The sequence below is a fragment of the Streptomyces sp. PSU-S4-23 genome, from assembly GCF_055632315.1.
In genome coordinates, this window is the sequence record NZ_JBVMUU010000002.1 from 3,890,795 (window position 1) to 3,914,420 (window position 23,626).

Below are 23,626 nucleotides of genomic sequence, written 5' to 3' on the forward strand. Positions count from 1 at the left end.
GCTACCGGGTCTCCCGAGCCGTGTGCCACGCAGCACCGGGCCCGCCTCCCCTCCCCGTGACGCGGACGACAGGGATGGGAGGGGCCGCGCGGACACGAACCACGCGGAGGAGAGGCGCAGGAGAGGCGGAGGAGAAGAGGTCTGAGGGCCCCGTGTCACCCGCTCACGCCGCCGCCTGCAGCTCCAGCCGCGCCCCGAACTCCCGTACCACCGCCTCGTCCCGGTACGGCTCCAGCCGCTGCTGGAAGTCCTCCAGGTACTCGGCACCGCGGCCCGACCGCAGCGTGCCGAGCAGGTCCACCGCCTTCAGGCCCGTGTGGCACGCCTGTTCCACCTCGCGCTGCTGCACCTGCGCGGTGGCGAGCAGCACCAGGCCGATCGCCCGGCGCCGGGCGCGGGACTCGGGATGCCCCGCCAGGGACTCCTCCGCGCACCGCGCCGCCGCCTCGGCCTGCCCCAGGTCCCGGTGGCAGTGCGCCAGTTCGTCCGCCAGATACGCCTCGTCGAAGTGGGCGATCCAGGCCGGGTCGTCCCCGGACGCCGCATCGGCCGCCTCAAGGGCCGTGACCGCGCGGCCCGACGCGATCTGCGCGGCGCGCGCATCGCCCATCAGCGCGTGCCCCCGCGCCTCGGCGGCGTGGAACATGGCCTCCGCCCTCGGCGTCACCCGCCCCCGCGCGCCCTCCTGCGCCGCGCGCGCCAACTGCGCGATCTCACGCGGGTTTCCGAGCTGAGCCGCGAGATGGCTCATGGAGGCGGCGAGCACATAGCCGCCGTACCCGCGGTCGCCGGCCGCCTGTGCGAGCCGCAGCGCCTGGATGTAGTACCGCTGGGCGAGTCCCGGCTGCCCGGTGTCGATGGCCATGTACCCGGCGAGTTCCGTCAACCGGGCGACGGCGGCGAAGAGTTCGCGCCCCACGGCGTCCCGGTACGAGCCCGCGAGCAGTCCCGAGACGACGCTGTTGAGGTAATGCACGACGACCGGGCGCACATGCCCGCTGCCGTACTGGTGGTCGAGGTCGACCAGCGCCTGGGTCATGGCGCACACGGCCGCCACGTCCGACGTCCCCACCCGCGGCCCGGCCGAACGCGCGACCTGTGCGTCGGGAGCGGAGATCAGCCAGTCACGGCTCGGTTCGACGAGGGCCGACGCGGCGACCGAGGAGCCGGACAGGAAGTCGCGGCGGCCGACGTCGCTGCGCCACAGCTCGCAGACCTGCTCGATGGCGCCGAGCACCGTCGGCGAGAACTGCAGGCCCACACCCGACGCGAGGTTCTTGCCGTTGGCCATGCCGATCTCGTCGATCGTGACGGTGCGCCCCAGCTTGCGGCCGAGTGCCTCGGCGATGACCGCCGGAGCCCGGCCCCGGGGCTGCTGCCCGCGCAGCCACCGGGCCACCGAGGTCTTGTCGTAGCGGAGATCGAGACCGTGTTCCGCGCCGCACATGTTGACGCGGCGGGCGAGTCCCGCGTTGGAACAGCCCGCTTCCTGGATGAGTGCCTGCAGCCTCTCGTTCGGCTGCCGCGCGATGAGTGGCCTTGCGGCCATGGCGTACCCCCTGCTGTCTCACGGCTCGCCTCCGGGGCGCCCCTTCGGCTCACTCGCCTGTGGCTGCGGTGCCTGCCCACGCACCGAGTTGACGTGTCTTCGAGCGGCCGGCCCACCGGAACACCGTCCCGTGCACCGAAAAGATCCGGCCTTGAAGATCGATGCCCAGCGGACATGCCTCTGATGCGGGACATGCGAGGATTGCCGGGGTAAAGGCCGATCCCGTACCCCACACGTGGTTACCCAGCCCCCGCCGCCGATCCTCGTGCGCGCCCCCGCCCGTGCATCCATGCGCCCCGCCCGCGGGAACGGTGCTCCTCCCCGCGCATGTGGGATAAAAAGGACATGCCCAAAAAGCATTCCCAGCCCGGGAGATGGCACCCCGTCGGGCGGCCGTAACCCGCGGTGACGGCTAGAGTTGAGTTCATCGTGGAAGAGACCATCGCGGGCCCTGAAGCTGCCCACATCCCGAAGCAGCGCGGCGATTCGCTGCTGGAAGCCGCCGTACGGTACATCGAGGAACGTCACTGGGACGTGTTCCCCGGGACCTGGCTGGAGGCCGCCGGCGGGGAGCACCACTGCTCCTGCGGCCGGTCCGAGTGCCCCGTACCCGGCGCGCACCCGGTGGTCGACGACTGGGTGACACAGGCGACGGGCAGCGCGACCGTCGCGCGCGGCCTGTGGTCGAAGCAGCCGACCGCGTCGATCCTGCTGCCCACCGGGCGCACCTTCGACGCGATCGAGGTGAGGGAGACCGCCGGCTTCCTCGCCCTCGCCCGCATGGAGCGCATGGAGCTGACGCCCGGTCCCGTGACGCTGACGCCGGACCGGCGCATGCAGTTCTTCGTGCTCCCCGGCGCCTCCGCGAAGGTCCCCGACCTGGTGCGCAAGCTGGGCTGGTCCCTCTCCACCCTCGACCTGGTCGCCTTCGGCGAGGGTGCGTACATCGCCGCGCCGCCCACGCGGTACGGCTCCCGGGGCGCGGTGCAGTGGGTCTGCCGGCCGACGGCCGCGAACCGGTGGCTGCCGGACGCGGAGGAGCTGATCTCCCCCCTGGCGTACGCCTGCGGGCGGGACCGGTAGCTCCCCCGGTCCCTCCGTGCGCCGGGGTGCGCCGGTGGGGTGGGACTCCGTGCGGGGTGCTCCTGCCCGTAGGGTGCTCGTATGACCGAGGGAGCTGGGGCGAGCGTGGCCGCCGTACGGGTGCAGGGGCTCTGGAAGCGGTTCGGGGAGCAGGTCGCGGTCGCCGGGATCGACCTGGAGCTGCCCGCGGGCCGGTTCATCGGGCTCGTCGGGCCGAACGGGGCCGGGAAGACCACCACCCTGTCGATGGTCACCGGGCTGCTCAGGCCCGACGCGGGCACCGTCGAGGTCGTCGGCCACGACGTGTGGCGGGACCCCGTCGCGGTGAAGGCCCGCATCGGCGTCCTGCCCGAGGGGCTCCGGCTCTTCGAGCGCCTGTCCGGACGCGAACTCCTCGGATACACCGGCCGGCTGCGGGGGCTGCCCGGCGCCGAGGTCGACAAGCGGGCCGCCCAGCTCCTCGACGTCCTCGACCTGGCCGGGGCCCAGCACAAACTCGTCGTCGACTACTCGACCGGCATGCGCAAGAAGATCGGGCTGGCCGCCGCCCTCCTCCACAACCCCGACGTCCTCTTCCTCGACGAGCCGTTCGAGGGCGTCGACCCGGTCTCCGCGCAGACCATCCGCGGCGTCCTGGAGCGCTACACCTCCTCCGGCGCCACCGTCGTCTTCTCCTCCCACGTCATGGAACTCGTCGAGTCGCTGTGCGACTGGGTGGCCGTCATGGCGGCGGGCCGCATCCGCGCCCACGGCCCGCTCGCCGACGTGCGCGGCAGCGCGCCCACCCTGCAGGAGGCGTTCCTGGAACTGGTCGGCGCGCACGGCCGCGTCGCGGGCGCCGACCTCGACTGGCTCGGCGGCGGCACCCGATGAACACGCCGGGGATCACCCCCACCGTCGTACGGCTCAAGCTGTCCCTGCTGCGCAACGGACTGCGGCAGTCCGCGGGGCGGCGGGCCGCGTACCTCACGTCCGTCGTCGTCGTGCTCCTGATCGCGGCTCTCCAGCTGATCGGCCTGATCGCCCTGCGCGGCACCGCGCACGCCGGCACGATCGCGGTGCTGCTGGTGGTGGTGCTCGCGCTCGGCTGGGCGGTGATGCCGCTGTTCTTCCCCAGCGGCGACGAGACGCTCGACCCGAGCCGTCTGGTGATGCTGCCGCTGCACCCGCGGCCCCTGGTACGGGCCCTGCTGGCGGCGTCCCTGATCGGCATCGGGCCCCTGTTCACGCTCTGCCTGTTCACCGGCTCGGCGATCTCCGTGGCGCACGGGGCGGCCGCCTACGCCACCGCCGTCGTCGCCGTCGCCCTCGCGCTGCTGGTCTGCGTGGCGCTCGCGCGGGCCGTGGCCGCCGCCAACAGCCGGCTGCTGACCAGCCGCAAGGGCCGCGACCTGGCCGTACTGAGCGGACTCGTCATCGCGGTCGGCGCGCAGCTCGTCAACTTCGGCGCGCAGCAGCTGGGTGCGGCCGGGCTGTCGCGGCTGGACCCGGCGGCGGACGTGCTGCGCTGGCTGCCGCCCGCCTCCGCGATCGGCGCGGTCGACTCCGTGAGCAGGGGCTCCTACGGCACCGCGGCCGCCCAACTCGCGCTGAGCGCCGCGGCGGCGACCGGTCTGCTGGCCCTGTGGTCGCGCAGCCTGACGCGGCTGATGACCTCACCGGACGAGTCCACCCTCCAGGCCGCCGAGCCGGGCCCGAGGGAGCGCACCTCGACGGGCCTGTCCCGGCTGCTGCCCCCGGGGCGCACCGGCACCGCGGCGGAACGCAGCCTGCGCTATGTGTGGCGCGACCCCAAGACCAAGGCGGCGTGGGTGACCTCGCTCGCGATCGGGCTGATCGTGCCGGTCTTCAACGCGCTGCAGGGCACCGGCTCGGTCTACTTCGCCTGCTTCGCGGCGGGCATGCTCGGGATCCAGATGTACAACCAGTTCGGGCAGGACACCTCCGCGTTCTGGATGGTCGCGACGACGATCGCCTCCCCCCGGGACGCCTACGCCGAACTGCGCGGCCGCGCACTGGCGCTGCTGCTGATCACGCTGCCGTACGCCACGCTCGTCACCGTGGTGACGGCCGCGCTGCTCGGCGCCTGGCCCAGGCTGCCCGAGGCACTCGGGCTCTCCTTCGCCCTGCTCGGCGCGATGCTCGCCACCGGCGCCTGGTCCTCGGCCCGCTTCCCGTACTCCATCCCGCAGGAGGGCTACAAGAACGTGGCCCCCGGCCAGGCCGGGCTCGCCTGGATCTCCATCGTCGGCGGCATGGTCGCGGCGGCCCTGCTGTCCTCACCCGTGATCGCGGGGACGATCTGGCTCAACGTCGCCTCGGGGGGACGCGACTGGGCCTGGCTGCTGCTGCCCGCGGGCGCCGGGTACGGGACGCTGCTCACCCTGCTCGGTCTGCGCCTCGCGGCCCCGCGGACCGCGCGGCGCCTGCCGGAGATCCTCGCGGCGGTCAGCAAGGGATGAGCGGACTGGCGGGGGCGGACATCGGAGGACGCAACGATTTCGCCGCAATCTTCGAGGAAGCAGATGTGGGCTGTGTCACGTTCGAGTTGAATGAGGGCGAGCGAGCGGACGAACGCGCCGTATGTGCGGACGCAGCAGCCTGCAGGGGGTTCGGGTGAGTGCTTCCCGGCGTAGTGGGACAACGGACGAGCTCGGGCCGGACGAGCCCGAGCGGGATGGTGCCGATCTCCTCGCCGCGCTCCTCGACGGGATGGACGCGGCCCTGTGCGCCTTCGACGCCGGCGGGATCGTCACCCACTGGAACCGGGAGGCCGAACGGATCCTGGGATGGAACGCCGCCGAGGCCGTGGGACGGCGCGGGTTCGCCGGGTGGGCCGTGCGCACCGCCGACGCCGCCGAGGTCGAGGCGCGGCTGATGTCCGCGATGACGGCCCCCGGGCGCCAGGTGCACGAGTTCGCGCTGCTGACGAAGGACGGCGGGCGGGTGCTCGTACGGACCCAGTCCGCGGCGGTGCGGGGACCCGACGGCAAGCCGGCCGGGGTGTACTGCGCCTTCAGCGAGGTCCACGCGCAGATCGACCTGGAGCGGTCCATCGCCCTCAGCGAGGCGCTGTTCGACGACGCGAGCTGGGGTGTCGTCCTCGTCGACGCGGATCTGCGGCCCACCGTCGTCAACGCGTACGCGGCCCGGGCGCTCGGCACCGGACGCACCGCCGTGCTCGGACGGCCGCTGGGAGACCTGCTCGCCCAGGGCGTCGAGGAGCTGGAGAGCGCGCTGACCCATGTGCTGGCCGAGGGTGCCCCGCCGGCTCCCGCCGAGATGTGGGTGAGCGTGCGCACCGCCGAGGGCCGGCAACCGCGCTGCTGGCGCAGCGGTTTCCTGCGGCTCGCCTCGCCGCTCGCCGAGGAACCGGTTCCGCTCGGTGTCGGATGGCTGTTCCTGGACATCACCGAGGCCAAGCAGAACGAACAGGAGGCGGCGCTGCTGCGGTTCCGCTCCAACCAGCTGCACCGCGCGGCGCGGGCGGCGGCCGAGTGCGAGGACCCGAGGGAGGCGGCCACCGTCCATCTGGACTTCGCGCTCGCCGGGTTCGCCGATCACGCCCTGATCGACCGGGTGGCGGGCGGCCGGGTGGCGGACGGGGACGGGCCGGTACGGCTGGTACGGGCGGCCGCGACGCCGTCCGGCGCGCCGGGGCCGAGCGTGCACACCGGCAAGGCGGGACTGCCCGTGCCCTACGGTGAGGGGCATCCCGCCCTGCAGTGCGTGGCGCGCGCCGGGTCGGTGCGGGCCGACGCGGGCGACGTCGGCCCGGAGGCGGCCCGCGCCTGGGCGCTCGCCCGGCACTGGCCCGCGGACACGGTGCACGCCCTGTGCACGGTGCTGCGCAGCCGCGGGCGGACGCTGGGCGTGGTGACGTTCCTGCGGGGAGCCGGCCGCAGCCGGTTCGAACGGGGCGACGCGGTCTACGGGGAGGACGTGGCGGTCCGTATCGCCGCGGCCCTGGACCTGGCCGACGCACAGGAGGCGCCACGGGAGGCGTAGCCCGCCCGGCCGACCGAAGCACCGAAACCCCCGCGACACCGCCCCCGCCCCCGCTCACCCGCGCACACCCGCCCCACGGCAAGCGGCCCCGCGCCGCCCCCGGCGGCGGGCAGCGCGCGGTGGGCGGGGCGTGGGGCTGGGACGGTGACGGTCCCGGCTACCGCACACTTGCCCAGTGCTCCACCCTTCCGGGTGGAGGTGTAGGGCGTCCTCGCCTCAGCGGCCCGTAGGGCCGCAGCACCATTGCTAAAGTCGCTTTGTCCGACAACGTAGTTGGCGGACCTACCGCCGGACGGGCGGGAAGTCAGGCCTGTGGAGGCCCGGTAAGACCACCTTCGGGTGGCAGAGGCCCGTGAAGCAGGAACCCGAGGGAGCACCGCGTAGCGGTGCTGACCGGAATCACCTGCGTTTACGCAGGTGAGGGCGTCAAGCCTGTCGGTAGAAGATCCGGTCGCCGTACTCGCGCATCACCCGGGCGTTCCACTCGTGGCCGCCGTCCACGTTGCCCGATCGCAGCAGCGGCGGTTCGATGCCGCGGTCCGCGAGGGTGGCCGCGGCCGTGGCCATGACCGCCTGGAGCAGGGCCGCGGTGACGACCGTGGAGGCCGGCGCGAACGGGGCCTCGATCGTGTCGAGGACGAGTTCCGCGTCACCCACCGCGATCTTCGAGTCGAGGACGACGTCGCAGTGGTCCTTGAGGTACGTGCCAGAGGTGTGCCGGGACGTGGTCTCGGAGGCGTACGCCACCGAGGTGACCCCGATGACCCTGACGCCCAGCGCACGGGCGCTCGTCGCCATCTCCACGGGCAGCGCGTTGCGCCCGGACAGCGAGATGATCACCAGGAGGTCGCCGGCCCGCAGGGGGCTGGCGTCGAGGACCGCGCTCGCCAGGCCGTCGACCCGCTCCAGCGCGGACCCCAGCGTCGCCGGCATGACGTCGACGCCGACCACGCCCGGGACCGCGAGCAGGTTCATCAGGGCGAGCCCGCCCGCCCGGTAGACGATGTCCTGCGCGGCCAGCGAGGAGTGCCCGGCGCCGAAGGCGAACAGCCGGCCGCCGGCGGCGACGGTGTCCGCGATCAGCGTGCCGGCCGCCGCGATCGGCTCCGCCTCCTCGTCCCGCACCCGCTGCAGCAGGCCGATCGCCGCGTCGAAGAACCGCCCGGCCGGATCGCTCCCGCCCCGCTGCTCCCCGTCCCCCGGCTGCTCGCTCATCGGCGGCTCCCCTTCGAAGTCCGGTGCCGGTCTCCGGTGTCCGTTTCCGCCGGACGGCCCGTGTCGCGGATCACGTTGCGGTCTGGACCAGTGCGCTGTCAATACGGCCTGAACGAGGGCCGGAGCGGTGCCGTCCGCGCTCCCCCGGTTTCACCGGCGCGCCCCGGTTGTCAGTGGGATGCGTCAGAATTGAGGTCAGGGCCAGCGCATGCCGGTGTGCCGTCGAGCCTCCGGCAATCTCATCGAGGGGCACGTATGTCCGGACTGATCGACACCACGGAGATGTATCTCCGCACCATCCTCGAACTGGAGGAGGAAGGCGTGGTCCCGATGCGCGCCCGTATCGCCGAGCGGCTCGACCAGAGCGGCCCGACGGTCAGCCAGACGGTGGCGCGGATGGAGCGGGACGGCCTGGTGTCGGTCGCCGCCGACCGCCATCTGGAGCTCACGGGCGAGGGCCGCCGCCTCGCCACCCGCGTGATGCGCAAGCACCGGCTCGCCGAGTGCCTGCTCGTCGACGTGATCGGGCTGGAGTGGGAGCAGGTGCACGCCGAGGCGTGCCGCTGGGAGCATGTGATGAGCGAGGCGGTCGAGCGCCGCGTCCTGGAGTTGCTGCGCCACCCCACCGAGTCGCCCTACGGAAACCCGATCCCGGGCCTTGAGGAGCTGGGCGAGCGGGACGGCGCGGACCCGTTCCTGAACGAGGGCATGGTCTCGCTGGCCGAGCTGGACCCCGGCACGGACGGCAAGACGGTCGTCGTGCGCCGCATCGGTGAGCCCATCCAGACGGACGCGCAGCTGATGTACACGCTGCGGCGGGCGGGCGTGCAGCCCGGTTCCGTGGTCAGCGTGACGGAGTCCGCGGGCGGCGTCCTGGTCGGCAGCGGCGGCGAGGCGGCCGAGCTGGAGTCCGACATCGCGTCCCACGTCTTCGTGGCCAAGCGCTGACCGCAGGCTCAACCCCTATGACTCCAGGGGAAGTTGTGATAATCCCGCGATCGTACTGAAACCAAGATTCAGTGCACGGAAGCGCAGCGCGCGGGCCGTTCGCATGCGAGGCTGTCGCATGAGGCATATGACCGGAGGGGCTCTTGGCCGACGCCGACAGCGATGTCGCACGGCCAGGAAGGGGGCGGGAGGATGTGCCGCACACACAGGGAAAGCCCCGGCGCCCGAGAGCGCCGGGGCTCGTCCTCCCCTGTTGTGACCCGGAGCCCCGAGCTCTCAGGGTCATCCCCCTCGGACCGTTTTTCCCCGAGCGGTCCGCCTCCGCTGAAGATCTCCCCGCCGAGGCGGCGGCCAATCATCGAAAGGGGTCACCCAAAGGTGGGGTGTTGTCGCCGGAAAGGGCATTTTCGAATAGTCATTCGATAACGTGGCACCACCGCAGGACGGCAACACTCCGCGACAGCGGTGATCAGCAACACCCGCAGGAGCAGCAGCACGACAGCGGCAGTACGACGAGCGCGTGGACCCGCCGCTCGAAGGGGAGTGAAGGGTCCGGGCGGAGCAGGGGGGTGCCAGACCATGGTGCGGCGCACCGATGTGACCGGAGCGGACGGCCTACGCCTCGCCGCATGGGAGTTCGCCGATCCTCCCAAGAGCAGGGAGAACGAGCGGGCGCCGGGCGTGCTCTTACTGCACGGCCTCATGGGCCGCGCCTCGCACTGGGCGGCCACCGCGCGCTGGCTCTCCGAGCGGTACCGCGCCGTCGCGCTCGACCAGCGCGGCCACGGCCGGAGCGGCAAACCGCCGGACGGCGAGTACACCCGGGAGGCATACGTCGACGACGCGGAGGCCGCCCTCAACCAGCTCGACCTCGCCCCGGCCGTCCTCGTAGGCCACGCCATGGGCGCCCTGACCGCCTGGCAGCTCGCCGCCAGGCGCCCCGACCTCGTGCGCGCGCTGATCATCTGCGACATGCGGGCCTCCGCGCTGGGCGCCGCCACCCAGCGCGAATGGGAGAACTGGTTCAAGTCCTGGCCCCTGCCCTTCGCCACCCTCGCCGATGTGCGCAAGTGGTTCGGCGAGGACGACCCCTGGGTGGAACGCCCGAACCCGGCCCGCGGCGAGTTCTACGCCGAGGTGATGGCCGAGTCCGCGGACGGCTGGCGGCCCGTCTTCGAACCGGAGCAGATGCTGAGGTCCCGCCAGACCTGGGTGTACGACGCGCACTGGGAGGAACTGGCCCAGGTGCGGTGCCCGGCCCTGGTCGTCCGCGGGCTGGACGGCGAGCTGGGCCGGGCGGAGGCCCAGGAGATGGTGCGCGTCCTGCCGCGCGGCCGGTACGCGGAGGTGGCCGACGCCGGCCACCTCGTCCACTACGACCAGCCGGAGGCGTGGCGCGCGGCGATCGAGCCGTTCCTGGACGAGGTGCTCACACCGTGACCGACCGGGCACCCGGAGCCATCGCGGTAGTCCTCCGGAAAAGCGGTTGATCGGTGGCCGACCGGTTCCTAGGGTGTGGAGTACACGGAAAGGAGGTGGTTCGGCAGATGTATGAGAACCGGACGTGTGAGGTGGCTGCGGGCTAGCGGCCCGCCACCACACCCAGTGCGGTGCCGGACCAGCGCATGTGCACCATGCGCAGCCGGCCTAATCCAACGCAGTCACCCGACCCGCGAGCTCGCCGGTATGTCCGGCCGGCTCCCCGCCGCCAGGCGGAGGACCCGAGCTCGCGGGTCGTCTGCGTTCCCGGGCCCTCCCGCCACGCGTCTCAGGGGCTGAGCCGCTCCACCCGCCATGTCCCGTCCGGCTCGGCGGCGTAGCGGAGGCGGTCGTGGAGGCGGTTGCCGCGGCCCTGCCAGAACTCCACCGTCCGCGGCGCGATGCGGTAGCCGCCCCAGTTCGGCGGCACCGAGACCTGGGTGCCCTCGGGATAGCGGGCGCTCAGTTCCTGGTAGGCGGTGTCCAGCTCGGCACGGGAGGCGATGACCGAGGACTGGGTGCTGGCCCAGGCGCCGAGCTGGGAGCCGTGCGGCCGGGTGCGGAAGTAGGCGGCCGTCTCGTCGCGGCCGGTGCGGCTCGCGGTGCCCGTGACGATCACCTGGCGCGCCATCGGGTGCCAGGGGAAGAGCAGCGCGACATGCGGGTTGACCGCGAGGTCCAGCCCCTTGCGGGAGTCGTAGTTGGTGTAGAAGACGAAGCCCTGTTCGTCGTACCCCTTCATCAGGACCGTGCGGGAGCTGGGGCGTCCGTCGGCGTCCGCCGTGGAGACGATCATCGCGTTCGGTTCGTAGACCATGCCCTGCACGGCGGCCTGCGCGGCCTGCTTGAACCAGCGGGCGAACTGGTCCATGGGGTGGGCGGCGAGCGACGACTCGTCCAGGCCCTCGGCGCGGTAGTGGGCCCGCATCGCGGCGGGGTCGGGGCCCAGGTCCTCGGCGGGGCCCTCGGCCGCGCGTTCGACGATGGGTTCGATGGCGGGTTCTTCTGCGGGTTCGTCCGGGAAGAGGTCGGTCACGCCGATCATCTTGCCGTATGCACCCCGGGCCTCCGGTGAGGGTGTGGTTCATCACGGGAATGGCACTGAGTGCCGCCTCCTCTCCCCAAAGGTGGCACTCGGGGATATCGTGCTGATGCCGCTCGGGTTGGATGACCGCCGACCGATCGGGGCATCACCGGGGTGACCGTTTCGGACCGCGAGTTTTCGAGAACGACCGTGGAACCGGGACGGAGAACCGCTCCCGGCAGCTGACGTCCGACGCCCGCCGTCCCACCGGGCCCGTGGACGGGGGCGGGCGGGAGACCCATCGACCACATCCGCCGCACACATCACGAGGAGCCGCCTGATGTCCGACTTCGTACCCGGGCTCGAAGGAGTCATCGCGTTCGAGACGGAGATCGCCGAACCGGACAAGGAGGGCGGGGCCCTGAGGTACCGGGGCGTCGACATCGAGGATCTGGTCGGCCATGTGTCGTTCGGCAATGTCTGGGGGCTGCTTGTCGACGGCGCCTTCAACCCCGGACTGCCGCCCGCCGAGCCGTTCCCCATCCCGGTGCACTCCGGTGACATCCGTGTCGACGTGCAGTCGGCGCTGGCCATGCTCGCCCCGGTGTGGGGCCTGAAACCGCTGCTCGACATCGACGTGGAGCAGGCCCGCGACGACCTGGCCCGCGCCGCCGTCATGGCGCTGTCGTACGTCGCCCAGTCGGCCCGCGGCCAGGGCCTGCCCATGGTGCCGCAGCGCGAGATCGACAAGGCGCACTCCGTCGTGGAGCGGTTCATGATCCGCTGGCGGGGCGAGCCGGACCCGAAGCACGTCGCCGCCGTCGACGCCTACTGGACGTCGGCCGCCGAGCACGGCATGAACGCGTCCACGTTCACCGCCCGGGTCATCGCGTCCACGGGCGCCGACGTGGCCGCCGCGCTGTCCGGCGCGGTGGGCGCCATGTCCGGGCCCCTGCACGGCGGCGCCCCCTCCCGTGTCCTCGGCATGATCGAGGAGATCGAGCGCACCGGCGACGCCCGGGCGTACGTCAAGCAGGCCCTCGACAAGGGCGAGCGGCTGATGGGCTTCGGCCACCGGGTGTACCGCGCCGAGGACCCGCGGGCGCGCGTGCTGCGCCGCACGGCCAGCGAGCTGGGCGCGCCGCGCTTCGAGATCGCGGAGGCGCTGGAGCAGGCGGCCCTGGAGGAGCTGCACAACCGCCGCCCGGACCGGGTCCTCGCCACCAACGTGGAGTTCTGGGCGGCGATCGTGCTCGACTTCGCCCAGGTCCCGGCGCACATGTTCACCTCGATGTTCACCTGCGCCCGTACGGCCGGCTGGTCCGCGCACATCCTGGAGCAGAAGCGCACGGGCCGGCTGGTGCGCCCCTCCGCCCGCTATGTGGGCCCCGGCGCCCGCGGCCCGCAGGAGGTCGAGGGGTACGCGGACATCACCCACTGAGCGGTCACACCGCCGCGCGGGCACGGGGCCGTGTCCGCGCGGGGTGCGCTCGCGGGCGGAGGCGCGGGCAGCGGCGCCTGCGGCCGTGCGGGCGGTGCGTCCCTTGTGGCGCGTGCGGGTCGATGCCTGTCCGGCCGCCGCGCCGGGAACCGCGCCGGACCAAGGGGGTCGGCGTTCGGGACCGCGGATGCCCTCGAGCCGGGGCGTGACGTGCCTGCGCCGGTCACGCGGTGTCCTTCCGGCTCGGCTCTTCCGGGCCGAGGATCGCGAGGCCGAAGGCGGTGTCGTCGACGGGCTTCCGCACCTGGTGCAGGGAAGTGCCCAAGCCCGCCGTGGACGCCTAGGACGAGCGGTTCCCCGCTCCAGGCCGAGGCGAGCCCAGCGCCTGCTCCAGCAGTGCCGCCCACTGGGTCACCACCCGCTCCCGGCGGCCCGCGTCGTCCGTGAGCAGGTTCGCCAGGCCCAGGCCGCGGGCCATGTCCAGCAGGCCCTGGACCGTTTCGCGGGTGCCCGGCCGGGACTCGTCGGCGCCGAGCATGTCGACGGCGATGCGGTGGGTCTCGCGGCCGACGCGGGCCTCCAGCTCCGTCACGCGCGGCCGCAGCTGGTCCTCGTTCGAGGCGGCGACCCACAGATGCAGGGCCGCGCGGAACAGCGGCCCGGTGTACAGGTCGACCAGGGCCGCGACCACCGCTCGGCGGTCGGCGGCGCCCTGCGGGAACAGGGCCCGTATCGCCGTGGAGCGTTCCTCCGCCACGTACTCGACGGCCGCGGTGAACAGGTCCTCGCGGGTCGGGAAGTGGTGCTGGGCGGCACCCCGGGAGACCCCGGCGCGCTCGGCGACCACGGAGACCGTGGAGCCCGCCCAGCCGTGTTCCGCGAGGCAGGCCACGGCGGCCTCCAGGAGCCGCTGCCGGGTGGCCCGGCTGCGGTCCTGCTTGGGGAGGCGTTCGGCCGTGCTCACATCACCCATGCGGGGTCCCGTCGTTCGAGGAAGGCCGTCATCCCCTCGCGGGCCTGCGGGGAGGAGAACAGCCGGGCCGAGAGCGTGGTGAGGCCGGCCGCGTCCCGGTCGAAGGTCTCCAGCACAGTAGCCGTGAGCAGCCGTTTGGTCTCGGCCAGCCCCTGGGGCGAGGCCCTGCGCAGCCCGTCGAGCACGGGCGCGAGGACCTCGTCGACGTCGTCGCCCGCCGCCGTGAGCAGTCCCGTGCGGACGGCCTCGGCGGCGTCGAAGCGCTCGCCGGTGAGGTAGTAGCGGGCGAGGGCGCGGGGGTCGGTGCGCGGCAGCAGCGGCAGGGAGATGACGGCGGGGGCGACGCCGATGCGCACCTCCGTGAAGGCGAAGGTGGCCGCGGTGGAGGCGGCGGCGATGTCGCAGGCGCCCAGCAGGCCCAGGCCCCCGGCCCGTACATGCCCCGTCACCCGGGCGACGACGGGTTTGCCCAGGTCGATGATCTGCCGCAGCAGGTCGACCAGGCCCTCGGGGCGCGGAGGGTCACGCAGGTCGGCGCCCGCGCAGAAGGTGTTGCCGGTGTGGGTGAGGACGGCGGCGCGGACGTCGCCGTCCTCGGCGCAGCGGGTCAGGGCGTCCGCCAGGCCGCCGACGAGCGCGGCCGACAGGGCGTTGCGGTTGCCGGGCGAGTCGAGGGTGAGGGTGGTGACGCCCCGCTCGTGCGTGGTGTGGACGAGTTCGGTCACGAGCGCTCCCTCAGCTGCCGGCGCAGGATCTTTCCGGAGGCGGCCTTCGGCACCGCGTCGATGAAGGTGACCTTCCGGACGCGTTTGTAGGGGGCGACGCGTTCGGCGACGTACATCATCACGTCTCCTTCGGAGAGGTCGCCGGCGTCCGGCTGGCGCACCACGAAGGCGTGCGGAACCTCGTTGTTGTCGTCGTTGTAGACGCCTATGACGGCCGCGTCCGCGATCTCGGGGTGGGTCAGCAGCAGGGCCTCCAGTTCGGCGGGGGCCACCTGGAAGCCCTTGTACTTGATGAGTTCCTTGACGCGGTCGACGACGAACAGCCAGCCGTCCGCGTCGACGTACCCGACGTCCCCGGTGTGCAGCCAGCCGTCCTGGTCGATCATCGCGTCGGTCGCCTCCGGCCGGCCCAGGTAGCCCTTCATGACCTGGGGGCCGCGGATGGCGATCTCACCGGGCTCGCCCACGCCGAGTTCCCGGTCGGGGTCGTCGAGGGAGAGGATGCGCATCTCGGTGCCCGGCAGGAGCTTGCCGACCGTGCCCGGGGGCGCATTCTCGGCGCCGAGCGGGACCACGTGCGTGCCGGGGGACAGTTCCGTCATGCCGTACGCCTGGCCGACCGGCGGCAGGCCGAGCCGGCGCGAGCAGGCCGCGGCGAGGTCGGCGTCCAGGGGGGCGGCGGCGGAGACGATGTACTTCAGGGACGACAGGTCGTAGCCCTCCACGGCCGGGTGCTTGGCCAGGGCGAGGATGATCGGAGGGGCGACGTACAGGTGCGTGATGCGGTGCTTCTCGATGGCCGCGAGGAACGTCTCCAGGTCGAAGCGCGGCAGCACGACGACCGCGGCGCCCAGCCTCAGGGGCGCGTTCATGAGGGCGGTCAGACCGTAGATGTGGAAGAACGGCAGGACGGCTAGGAGCCGCTCGTCGGGTCCGGTCGTCGCCAGCGGTTCCAGCTGCGCGAGGTTCGTGGCGATCGACCGGTGGGTGAGCATCACGCCCTTGGGGACGCCCGTGGTGCCCGACGAGTACGGGAGGGCCGCGATGTCCCTCACGGGGTCTATGTCGACCTGGGGTTCGGGCGCGGTCGTGGCCAGCATGTCGATCAGCGAGCGATGGCCGGGCGCGCTGTCGCAGACGAAGATCTCCTGTATGCCGCCCGCCTTTTCGGCGGCCGTGCGGGCCGTCTCCAGGAAGGGTGAGACGGTGACGATCCAGCGGGCGGCCGAGTCGCGCAGCTGCTTGGCGAGCTCCTCCGCCGTGGCGAGCGGGTGCACGGTCGTCACCGATGCTCCCGCGCGCGTGGCGGCGTAGAACGCCGTGGGGAAGGCGATGGTGTTGGGGCTGTGCAGGGCGAGGACGTCGCCCTTGCGCACGCCCGCCTCAGCGAAGGCGGCGGCCAGCCGCCGGTGGAACCGGTCGAGCTGCTCGTACGTGAGGGTGGTGCCGTCCACGCCGTCGATCAGGGCGGGCCGTTCGGCGAACTCGGCGGCCCGGCCCAGGACCGCCTCGTGGATGGGCAGTTCGACGGCCTGGACGTCTGCGTACTGGCTTCGGAACACGGTTCCTCCTCGTACGGCTCTGTACGACTGCGGTACGGCTGCGGTGGCGGCCGCCGGGTCCTAGTACGACTTCGGCAGGCCGAGGGTCTGGTGGGAGACGTAGTTGAGAATCATCTCCCGGCTCACCGGTGCTATACGAGACACGCGCGCTGCCGTAATCAGCGAGGCGAGCCCGAACTCCCGGGTGAGGCCGTTGCCGCCGAGGGTGTGCACGGCCTGGTCGACGGCCTTCACGCACGCCTCCCCGGCCGCGTACTTGGCCATGTTGGCGGCCTCTCCGGCGGCGATGTCGTCCCCGGCGTCGTACAGGTGGGCGGCCTTCTGCATCATCAGGCGGGCCAGTTCGAGCTCGATGTGCGCCTGGGCGAGGGGGTGGGCGATCGCCTGGTGGGCGCCGATGGGCTGCTTCCAGACGGTGCGCTCGCGCGCGTACTCGACGGCGCGGGAGAGCGCGTACCGCCCCATGCCGACCCCGAAGGCGGCCGTCATCACGCGCTCGGGGTTGAGGCCGGCGAACAGCTGCAGCAGTCCGGCGTCCTCGTCGCCGACGAGCGCGTCGGCGGGCAGCCGTACGTCGTCCAGGGTCAGTTCGAACTGCTTCTCCGCGCTGGACAGCTCCATGTCGAGCTGCCGCCGCCCGAAGCCCGGAGTGTCGCGCGGGACGATGAACAGGCACGGCTTGAGCCTGCCGGTGCGGGCGTCCTCGGTGCGGCCGACGATCAGGGTCGCGTCGGCGATGTCGACGCCGGAGATGAACACCTTGCGGCCGGTCAGGACCCACTCGTCGCCGTCGCGGCGGGCCGTGGTGGTGATGCGGTGGGAGTTGGAGCCGGCGTCGGGTTCGGTGATGCCGAAGGCCATGGTGCGGGTGCCGTCCGCCAGGCCGGGCAGCCACCGCTCCTTCTGCGCGGTGGTGCCGAAGCGGGCGATGACCGTGCCGCAGATGGCGGGTGAGACGACGAGCATGAGGAGGGGGCAGCCGGCCGCGCCCAGCTCCTCCAGCACGATGGAGAGTTCGGCGATCCCGCCGCCCCCGCCGCCGTACTCCTCGGGGAGGTTCACGCCGAGGTAGCCGAGCTTGCCGGCCTCCGCCCACAGTTCGGTGGGGTGGCGGCCCTCCTTGAGGAGGGTGGTGACGTACTCGCGGCCGTAGCGCTTGCCGAGGGCGGCGACGGCCGCGCGAAGGTCCTTGTGTTCGTCGGATTCGATGACGGGGCTCATGTCGGCCTCCCGGGTGCGGGTTCGTTGTGTGTGCTCGCGCTCGCGGTCGCTCGCGCCCGCGCGGCCACGGCCGCGCGGTGGTGCTGTCCCGTGCCCCCTACCGGGGCGTGTCGTCCTCCACGACGGCCAGCAGCGTGCCCAGCTCCACCTGCCGGCCGGGGCTCGCGTGGAGGGCGGTGACGGTGCCGGAGACCGGCGCCGTGATCTTGTGTTCCATCTTCATCGCCTCCAGCCACAGCAGGGGCCGGCCGGCTTGTACGCGGGCTCCGACGGCGAGGCCGTCGGCGACGCGGACCACCGTGCCGGGCATGGGCGCGAGCAGGGAGCCGGGGGCGTGGTCGGCCGCCGGTTCCGGGAAGCGGGGCAGGGCCGTCAGGGCGGTCGGCCCGACGTACACCCGGTCGCCGTAGCGGGCCACCTGGAACTTCCGCTGGACGCCGTCGACGTCGAGGACGACGAGGCCGGCGTCGGCGTGCACCACGCGCACCCCGTCCGCCGCCAGGCCCTCACGGGTGTGCCGGTAGCGGACCTCGTGCTCCTCGCCCGCCATGAGGTAGCGCTTGGCCTGCGGCTGCGACGGCAGGTTGCGCCAGCCGCCGAACCGCGAGCGGCCGTGCGCGTCCGCGAGCGCGGCGGCCAGGGGGGCGTACGGGTCGGGGGCGGGCTCGGTGAGCCGCGGCAGATGGCGCTCGTAGAAGCCGGTGTCCGCCCGGACCGCCGTGAACTCCTCGTGGCGCAGGGACCGTACGAGCAGGTCCCTGTTCGTCACCGGGCCGTGGATCTCGGCCCGCTCCAGGGCGCCGGCCAGCTTGCGGACGGCCTCCGCGCGGGTCGGGGCGTGGGCGACGGCCTTGGCGAGCATGGGGTCGTAGTGGACGCCGATCGTGTCGCCGTCCGCGTACCCGGTGTCCAGGCGCACACCCGGCACGGCGAGGCGGTGCAGGGTGCCGGTCTGCGGCGCCCAGTCGCGGGCCGGGTCCTCGGCGTACAGGCGGGCCTCCACGGCGTGGCCGCGCGCGGAGGGAGGCTCCTCGTCCAGCACGGCGCCCTCCGCCACCCGGATCTGCAGGGCCACCAGGTCGACCCCGAACACCGCCTCGGTGACCGGATGTTCCACCTGCAGGCGGGTGTTCATCTCCAGGAAGTGCGCCCGGCCGTCCGCGACGAGGAACTCCACGGTGCCCGCGCCCGCGTAGTCGACGGCACGGGCGGCCCGCTCGGCCATCTCGCACAGGGACCCGGTCAGTTCGGGCGTCAGGCCCGGCGCCGGGGCCTCCTCGATCACCTTCTGGTGGCGGCGCTGCAGGGAGCAGTCCCGGGTGCCCAGCGTCCACACCGTGCCGTGCGTGTCGGCGAGGATCTGCACCTCGACGTGGCGTCCGCCCTCCACGTAGGGCTCGACGAAGACCTCGTCGTCGCCGAAGGCGGCGAGCGCCTCGGCGCGCGCGGCGGTCAGTTCGGCGTCCAGGGCGTCCAGGTCCCGTACGACGCGCATCCCGCGTCCGCCGCCGCCGGCCGCGGCCTTGACCAGGACGGGCAGGTCGTCGGCGGTGACGGTGGCCAGCGGCTCCAGGCCCATCAGCTTCTTGGCGCGGGTCTTGGATGCCATCGCCTCGATCGCCTCGGGGGGCGGCCCGATCCAGGTGAGGCCCGCCTCGCGCACCGCGCGCGCGAAGCCGGCGTTCTCGGACAGGAAGCCGTAGCCGGGGTGCACGGCGTCGGCGCCGGCCGCGAGGGCCGCCTTCACGATCAGGTCGCCGCGCAGATAGGTGTCCGCGGGAGCCGCGCCGGGCAGCCGTACGGCCGCGTCCGCGACGCGTGTGTGCAGCGCGCCGGCGTCGGCGTCCGAGTGCACGGCCACGGTCCGGATGCCCAGCTCGCGGCAGGTTCGGGCAATACGGCAGGCGATCTCGCCGCGGTTCGCCACCAGTACGGAAGTAATCACGGGCCTCACATCCGGAAGACGCCGAATCCGCCACGCGCGCCCTCGTAGGGCGCGGTGTGGATCGCGGACAGGCACAGGCCGAGAACGGTGCGGGTGTCGCGCGGGTCGATGACCCCGTCGTCGTACAGCCGCCCGGACAGGAACATCGGCAGGGACTCGGACTCGATCTGCTGCTCCACCATGGCCCGCAGGGCGGCGTCCGCGTCCTCGTCGTACGGCCGCCCCTTCGCGGCCGCCGACTGCCGGGCGACGATCGACAGGACGCCGGCGAGCTGCTGCGGGCCCATGACGGCCGACTTGGCGCTGGGCCAGGCGAACAGGAAGCGCGGGTCGTACGCCCGCCCGCACATGCCGTAGTGGCCGGCCCCGTAGGAGGCCCCCATGAGCACGGACAGGTGCGGGACCCGGCTGTTGGACACCGCGTTGATCATCATGGCGCCGTGCTTGATGATGCCGCCCTGCTCGTACTCCTTGCCCACCATGTAGCCGGTGGTGTTGTGCAGGAACAGCAGGGGGATGTCGCGCTGGTTGGCGAGCTGGATGAACTGGGCCGCCTTCTGGGACTCCTCGCTGAACAGCACCCCCTGCGCGTTCGCCAGCACCCCGACCGGATAGCCGTGCAGGGCGGCCCACCCGGTGCACAGGCTCGTCCCGTACAGCGGCTTGAACTCGTCGAAGTCCGAGCCGTCGACGACACGGGCGATGACCTCGCGCGGGTCGAACGGCACCTTCAGGTCGCCCGGCACGATCCCGAGGAGTTCCTCCGCGTCGTACTTCGGCGGGCTCGCCGGGCCCGGATCCGGGTACGCCTTGCGGTGGTTGAGGCGGGCGACGACGCGCCGGGCCTGCCGCAGGGCGTCCTGCTCGTCGACGGCGTAGTAGTCCGCGAGGCCCGACACGCGCGCGTGCATCTCGGCGCCGCCGAGGGACTCGTCGTCGCTCTCCTCGCCGGTGGCCATCTTCACCAGGGGCGGCCCGCCGAGGAAGACCTTGGCCCGCTCCTTCACCATGATCACGTGGTCGGACATGCCCGGCACGTAGGCGCCGCCGGCCGTCGAGTTCCCGAAGACGACCGCGACGGTGGGGATCCCGGCCGCGGACAGCCGGGTGAGGTCGCGGAAGATCGCCCCGCCGGGGATGAAGATCTCCTTCTGGGACGGCAGGTCGGCGCCGCCCGACTCGACGAGGCTGATGCACGGAAGCCGGTTGGCGAGCGCGATGTCGTTGGCGCGCAGCGCCTTCTTCAGGCTCCACGGGTTGCTGGCGCCGCCCCGCACGGTCGGGTCGTTCGCGGTGATCAGGCACTCGACGCCCTCGACGACGCCGATGCCGGTGACCAGGGAGGCGCCGACCGTGTACTCGGGGGAGGCGCTGCCCCACGCCGCGAGCGGGGACAGCTCCAGGAAGGGGGTGTCCGGGTCGAGGAGCAGCTCGATGCGCTCACGGGCGAGCAGCTTGCCGCGCCCGCGGTGCCGCTCGACGTACTTCTCGCCGCCGCCCGCGAGGGCCTTGGCGTGCTCGGCGTCCAGTTCGGCGAGTTTGGCGAGCATGGCGTCACGGTTGGCCCGGTGGTCGGGGTCGTCGACGTCCACGGCCGTGGACAGGACCGTCACGGGAGGACCTCCGAGGGGTCGGACGGGTGGTCGGATGCGCGGTCGGGCGAGGGGCCCGGTGCGCGGTCGGCGGTCGCCAGCAGGGCCTCCGGTATGTCGAGACGGCGGGCGCGCAGCCATTCGCCGAGGCCCTTGGCCTGCGGGTCGAAGCGGTGCTGCGCGGCGACGCCCTCACCGAGGAGCCCCTCGACGACGAAGTTCAGGGCGCGCAGGTTCGGCAGGGCATGGCGTACGACGGCCAGGTGGGCCGTCTCCGGGAGGAGTTCGCGGAAGCGGTCGACGGTGAGGGTGTGGGCGAGCCACCGCCACGCCTCGTCCGTGCGCACCCACACCCCGACGTTGGCGCTGCCGCCCTTGTCCCCGCTGCGGGCGCCGGCGACCAGTCCGAGCGGGGCGCGGCGCGTGGGCCCCGCGGGCGGCGGTGCGGGCAGGGACGGCTCCGGCACGTCGGCCAGGTCCAGCGTGCCGGGGGCCGGGGGCACGGCGACGCGCCGTCCGCCGGGGAGGACCGCCGTGTGCTCCACGGACGCGCGGTCGACGTAGGCGGCCTCGAAGACCCCGTACGGCGCGCCCTTGCCCGGCGGGGCGACCACATGGAAGCCGGGGTAGCTGGCGAGCGCGAGTTCGATCGCGGCGCCGCTGAGCGCGCGGCCCACCGGCTCCGGGGCGGGGTCGCGCACGACGAGCCGGAGCAGGGCGCTCGCGGTCTCCTCGGTCGGGGCGTCGGGGTGGTCGGTGCGGGCGAGGTCCCAGCGCACCTCGGACGGAGGGGACTCGGCCGCGTTCAGGGCCGCCTCCATCTGGTCCCGGACGAGCGCGGCCTTGGCCTCGATGTCGAGGCCGGTCAGCACGAAGACGACCTCGTTGCGGAAGCCGCCGAGGCGGTTCAGGCCGGCCTTCAGGGCCGGGGGCGGCGCCTCCCCGCGCACGCCCTCGATACGCACCCGGTCGGGCCCCTCCTGGGTGAGCCGGACGGTGTCGAGGCGGGCGGTGACGTCGGGCCCGGCGTACCGGGCGCCGGCCGTCTCGTACAGGAGCTGCGCGGTGACCGTGCCGACGTCCACGACGCCGCCGGTGCCGTCGTGCTTGGTGATGACGCTGCTGCCGTCCTCGTGGATCTCGGCGAGCGGGAAGCCCGGGTGGCGCAGCAGGGCGGGCGGATGGTCGGTGAAGAAGGCGTAGTTGCCGCCGGTGGCCTGCGCCCCGCACTCCAGGACGTGCCCGGCGACCACCGCGCCGGCCAGCCGGTCGTAGTCGCCGGGTGACCAGCCGAAGTGGGCGGCGGCGGGCCCGGTGACGAGCGCGGCGTCCGTCACCCGCCCGGTGACCACGATGTCGGCGCCCTCGCGCAGGCACGCGGCGATGCCGTGGCCGCCGAGGTAGGCGTGGGCGGCGAGGGTGCCGGGGTGGGAGGCGGTGAGGTCGTCGCCCTCGACGTGGGCCACGCGCGCCGGGATGCCGAGGCGGTCGGCCAGCTCCCGTATCGCGTCGGCGAGTCCGGCGGGGTTGAGGCCGCCGGCGTTCGTCACGATCCGCACCCCCCGCTCGTGGGCGAGGCCCAGGCACTCCTCCAACTGGCGCAGGAAGGTGCGCGCATAGCCTCCGGCCGGGTTCTTGAGGCGGTCGCGGCCGAGGATGAGCATCGTCAGTTCGGCGAGGTAGTCACCGGTGACGACGTCGAGGGGGCCGCCGGTGAGCATCTCGCGCAAGGCCTCGAAGCGGTCGCCGTAGAACCCGGACGCGTTGCCTATGCGCAGGGGCCGGGGGGCCGCCGGGGCCGGGGTCACGTCGCGGTACCCGTCGCCGTGCCGCTCCCGGGGACGCCGCCGGGCGCGGCCGGCTCGGCGGGGTCGCCCTCGAACGGCCGGTCCCCGCCCGGTTCTCCGCTGGGCGGCCGGTCCCCGCCCGGTTCTCCGTTGGGCGGCCGGCCCGTCCCCGGCGGCCCCGCGAACGCCTGGGCGATGTCCAGCCAGCGGTCCGCGTCCGGACCCTCGGCCCGCAGCGCGAGGTCGGCCCGGTGGGCGCGCTGGGTGACCAGCAGACAGAAGTCCAGCGCGGGTCCGGTCACCCGCTGCGCGGCGTCCTCGGGCCCGTAGGTCCAGACGTCGTTCCCGGACGGCGCGAGGAGCTCCACCCGGAACTCCCCGTCCGGCGCGTTCAGCCCCCGTACCGCGAAGGCGAAGTCCCGTGCCCGCACGCCGATGCGGGCCACATGCCGCAGCCGGTCGGTGGGGGTGCGCGCCACACCGAGCGTGTCCGCGACGTCCTGTCCGTGCGCCCAGGTCTCCATCAGCCGGCCGGTGGCCATGGACGCGGCCGACATGGGCGGCCCGTACCAGGGGAAACGGGTGCCGGACGGCGCGGCGCGCAGGGCGCGGTCCAGGGCGGCACGCCCCTCGCGCCACTCGGCGAGCAGCCGGGCTGGCGGCAGCGCGGCGCCTTCCGCGGCGGCCTCGTCGACCCATGTCCCGGGCGATCCGAGCGCCTTCTGCACCTCCGCCGCGAACGCCTCCGCGTCGGTGACGGCCAGCAGCGCGGCCCGGTCCGTCCAGGCGAGATGGGCGATCTGGTGGGCGACGGTCCAGCCGGGGGCGGGCGTGGCGAGCGCCCACCGGGCCTCCCCCAATCCGGCCACCAGCCGGTCGAGTTCCTCGCTCTCCCGCCCCAGATCGTCGATGACGGACGACGCGTCGGACACGATGCGCTCCCCTCCGGGCACGACGGTGTGTGGGGGGAGCATGGCAGCGGGGACAGAAACAAGCAAGCGTGCTTGCATGGATTTCCCGTCGCGGCCGGGCGCGGCGCCGGCGCCGGCGAGCGCGATCGTCGAGGCGGCGAAG

18 protein-coding genes are annotated in these 23,626 nt (G+C 73.3%); 7 read left to right on the forward strand and 11 right to left on the reverse strand.

Annotation, left to right across the window (positions count from 1 at the left end):
* Positions 1 to 163 precede the first annotated feature (163 nt).
* Positions 164 to 1,549, reverse strand: a complete 1,386-nt coding sequence (locus ACZ79I_RS17785) for a transcriptional regulator (RefSeq protein WP_471498490.1) — start codon at positions 1,547 to 1,549, stop codon at positions 164 to 166.
* Between the two features lie 429 nt (positions 1,550 to 1,978).
* Here ACZ79I_RS17785 and ACZ79I_RS17790 point away from each other — a divergent pair, with 429 nt between their 5' ends.
* The 4 genes from ACZ79I_RS17790 to ACZ79I_RS17805 all read left to right on the forward strand — a co-directional run bounded on the left by ACZ79I_RS17790 (position 1,979) and on the right by ACZ79I_RS17805 (position 6,640).
* Positions 1,979 to 2,632, forward strand: a complete 654-nt coding sequence (locus tag ACZ79I_RS17790) for a bifunctional DNA primase/polymerase (RefSeq protein WP_471498491.1) — start codon at positions 1,979 to 1,981, stop codon at positions 2,630 to 2,632.
* 81 nt (positions 2,633 to 2,713) lie between these two features.
* Positions 2,714 to 3,505 carry an ABC transporter ATP-binding protein gene (locus ACZ79I_RS17795; RefSeq protein WP_471498492.1) on the forward strand — a complete coding sequence of 264 codons (792 nt, stop codon included), beginning with the start codon at positions 2,714 to 2,716 and terminating at the stop codon, positions 3,503 to 3,505.
* Positions 3,502 to 5,094 carry a transporter gene (locus ACZ79I_RS17800; RefSeq protein ID WP_471498493.1) on the forward strand — a complete coding sequence of 531 codons (1,593 nt, stop codon included), beginning with the start codon at positions 3,502 to 3,504 and terminating at the stop codon, positions 5,092 to 5,094. The genes ACZ79I_RS17795 and ACZ79I_RS17800 overlap by 4 nt, the downstream gene beginning before the upstream one ends.
* A 154-nt stretch (positions 5,095 to 5,248) precedes the next feature.
* Complete coding sequence (locus tag ACZ79I_RS17805) at positions 5,249 to 6,640, forward strand: PAS domain-containing protein (protein ID WP_471498494.1); 1,392 nt, start codon at positions 5,249 to 5,251, stop codon at positions 6,638 to 6,640.
* Between the two features lie 426 nt (positions 6,641 to 7,066).
* Here the strand turns inward: ACZ79I_RS17805 and ACZ79I_RS17810 are convergent, their stop codons facing one another.
* Entirely contained in the window at positions 7,067 to 7,855 is a 789-nt protein-coding gene (locus tag ACZ79I_RS17810; RefSeq protein WP_471498495.1) for an SIS domain-containing protein, read from the reverse strand.
* A gap of 255 nt (positions 7,856 to 8,110) precedes the next feature.
* Here ACZ79I_RS17810 and ACZ79I_RS17815 point away from each other — a divergent pair, with 255 nt between their 5' ends.
* Positions 8,111 to 8,803 carry a metal-dependent transcriptional regulator gene (locus ACZ79I_RS17815; RefSeq protein WP_471498496.1) on the forward strand — a complete coding sequence of 231 codons (693 nt, stop codon included), beginning with the start codon at positions 8,111 to 8,113 and terminating at the stop codon, positions 8,801 to 8,803.
* Positions 8,804 to 9,382: 579 nt separating this feature from the next.
* On the forward strand, positions 9,383 to 10,243 hold the full coding sequence (locus ACZ79I_RS17820; protein WP_471498497.1) for an alpha/beta fold hydrolase: 861 nt from the start codon (positions 9,383 to 9,385) through the stop codon (positions 10,241 to 10,243).
* Positions 10,244 to 10,571: 328 nt separating this feature from the next.
* Here ACZ79I_RS17820 and pdxH read toward each other — a convergent pair whose 3' ends face one another.
* On the reverse strand, positions 10,572 to 11,210 hold the full coding sequence (gene pdxH / locus ACZ79I_RS17825; protein WP_471505043.1) for a pyridoxamine 5'-phosphate oxidase: 639 nt from the start codon (positions 11,208 to 11,210) through the stop codon (positions 10,572 to 10,574).
* Between the two features lie 436 nt (positions 11,211 to 11,646).
* Here pdxH and ACZ79I_RS17830 point away from each other — a divergent pair, with 436 nt between their 5' ends.
* Positions 11,647 to 12,747: a citrate synthase 2 gene (locus ACZ79I_RS17830; protein ID WP_471498498.1), complete on the forward strand. Its 1,101-nt coding sequence runs from the start codon at positions 11,647 to 11,649 to the stop codon at positions 12,745 to 12,747.
* A gap of 340 nt (positions 12,748 to 13,087) precedes the next feature.
* Here the strand turns inward: ACZ79I_RS17830 and ACZ79I_RS17835 are convergent, their stop codons facing one another.
* From ACZ79I_RS17835 to ACZ79I_RS17870, 8 genes are all read right to left on the reverse strand, one after another.
* Positions 13,088 to 13,720 carry a TetR/AcrR family transcriptional regulator gene (locus ACZ79I_RS17835; RefSeq protein ID WP_471498499.1) on the reverse strand — a complete coding sequence of 211 codons (633 nt, stop codon included), beginning with the start codon at positions 13,718 to 13,720 and terminating at the stop codon, positions 13,088 to 13,090.
* Complete coding sequence (locus ACZ79I_RS17840) at positions 13,708 to 14,445, reverse strand: enoyl-CoA hydratase family protein (protein ID WP_471498500.1); 738 nt, start codon at positions 14,443 to 14,445, stop codon at positions 13,708 to 13,710. Before ACZ79I_RS17840 ends, ACZ79I_RS17835 begins: the two co-directional genes overlap by 13 nt.
* On the reverse strand, positions 14,442 to 16,007 hold the full coding sequence (locus tag ACZ79I_RS17845; RefSeq protein ID WP_471498501.1) for a 4-coumarate--CoA ligase family protein: 1,566 nt from the start codon (positions 16,005 to 16,007) through the stop codon (positions 14,442 to 14,444). The genes ACZ79I_RS17840 and ACZ79I_RS17845 overlap by 4 nt, the downstream gene beginning before the upstream one ends.
* Before the next feature lie 60 nt (positions 16,008 to 16,067).
* Positions 16,068 to 17,228, reverse strand: a complete 1,161-nt coding sequence (locus tag ACZ79I_RS17850; protein ID WP_471498502.1) for an acyl-CoA dehydrogenase family protein — start codon at positions 17,226 to 17,228, stop codon at positions 16,068 to 16,070.
* Between the two features lie 97 nt (positions 17,229 to 17,325).
* Entirely contained in the window at positions 17,326 to 19,173 is a 1,848-nt protein-coding gene (locus tag ACZ79I_RS17855; protein ID WP_471498503.1) for an acetyl/propionyl/methylcrotonyl-CoA carboxylase subunit alpha, read from the reverse strand.
* Between the two features lie 5 nt (positions 19,174 to 19,178).
* A complete protein-coding gene (locus tag ACZ79I_RS17860; RefSeq protein WP_471498504.1) occupies positions 19,179 to 20,786 on the reverse strand; it encodes an acyl-CoA carboxylase subunit beta in 1,608 nt (535 codons plus the stop codon).
* Entirely contained in the window at positions 20,783 to 22,573 is a 1,791-nt protein-coding gene (locus ACZ79I_RS17865) for an acyclic terpene utilization AtuA family protein (RefSeq protein ID WP_471498505.1), read from the reverse strand. Before ACZ79I_RS17865 ends, ACZ79I_RS17860 begins: the two co-directional genes overlap by 4 nt.
* On the reverse strand, positions 22,570 to 23,484 hold the full coding sequence (locus ACZ79I_RS17870) for a TIGR03084 family metal-binding protein (RefSeq protein ID WP_471498506.1): 915 nt from the start codon (positions 23,482 to 23,484) through the stop codon (positions 22,570 to 22,572). Before ACZ79I_RS17870 ends, ACZ79I_RS17865 begins: the two co-directional genes overlap by 4 nt.
* Between the last annotated feature and the right edge of the window lie 142 nt (positions 23,485 to 23,626).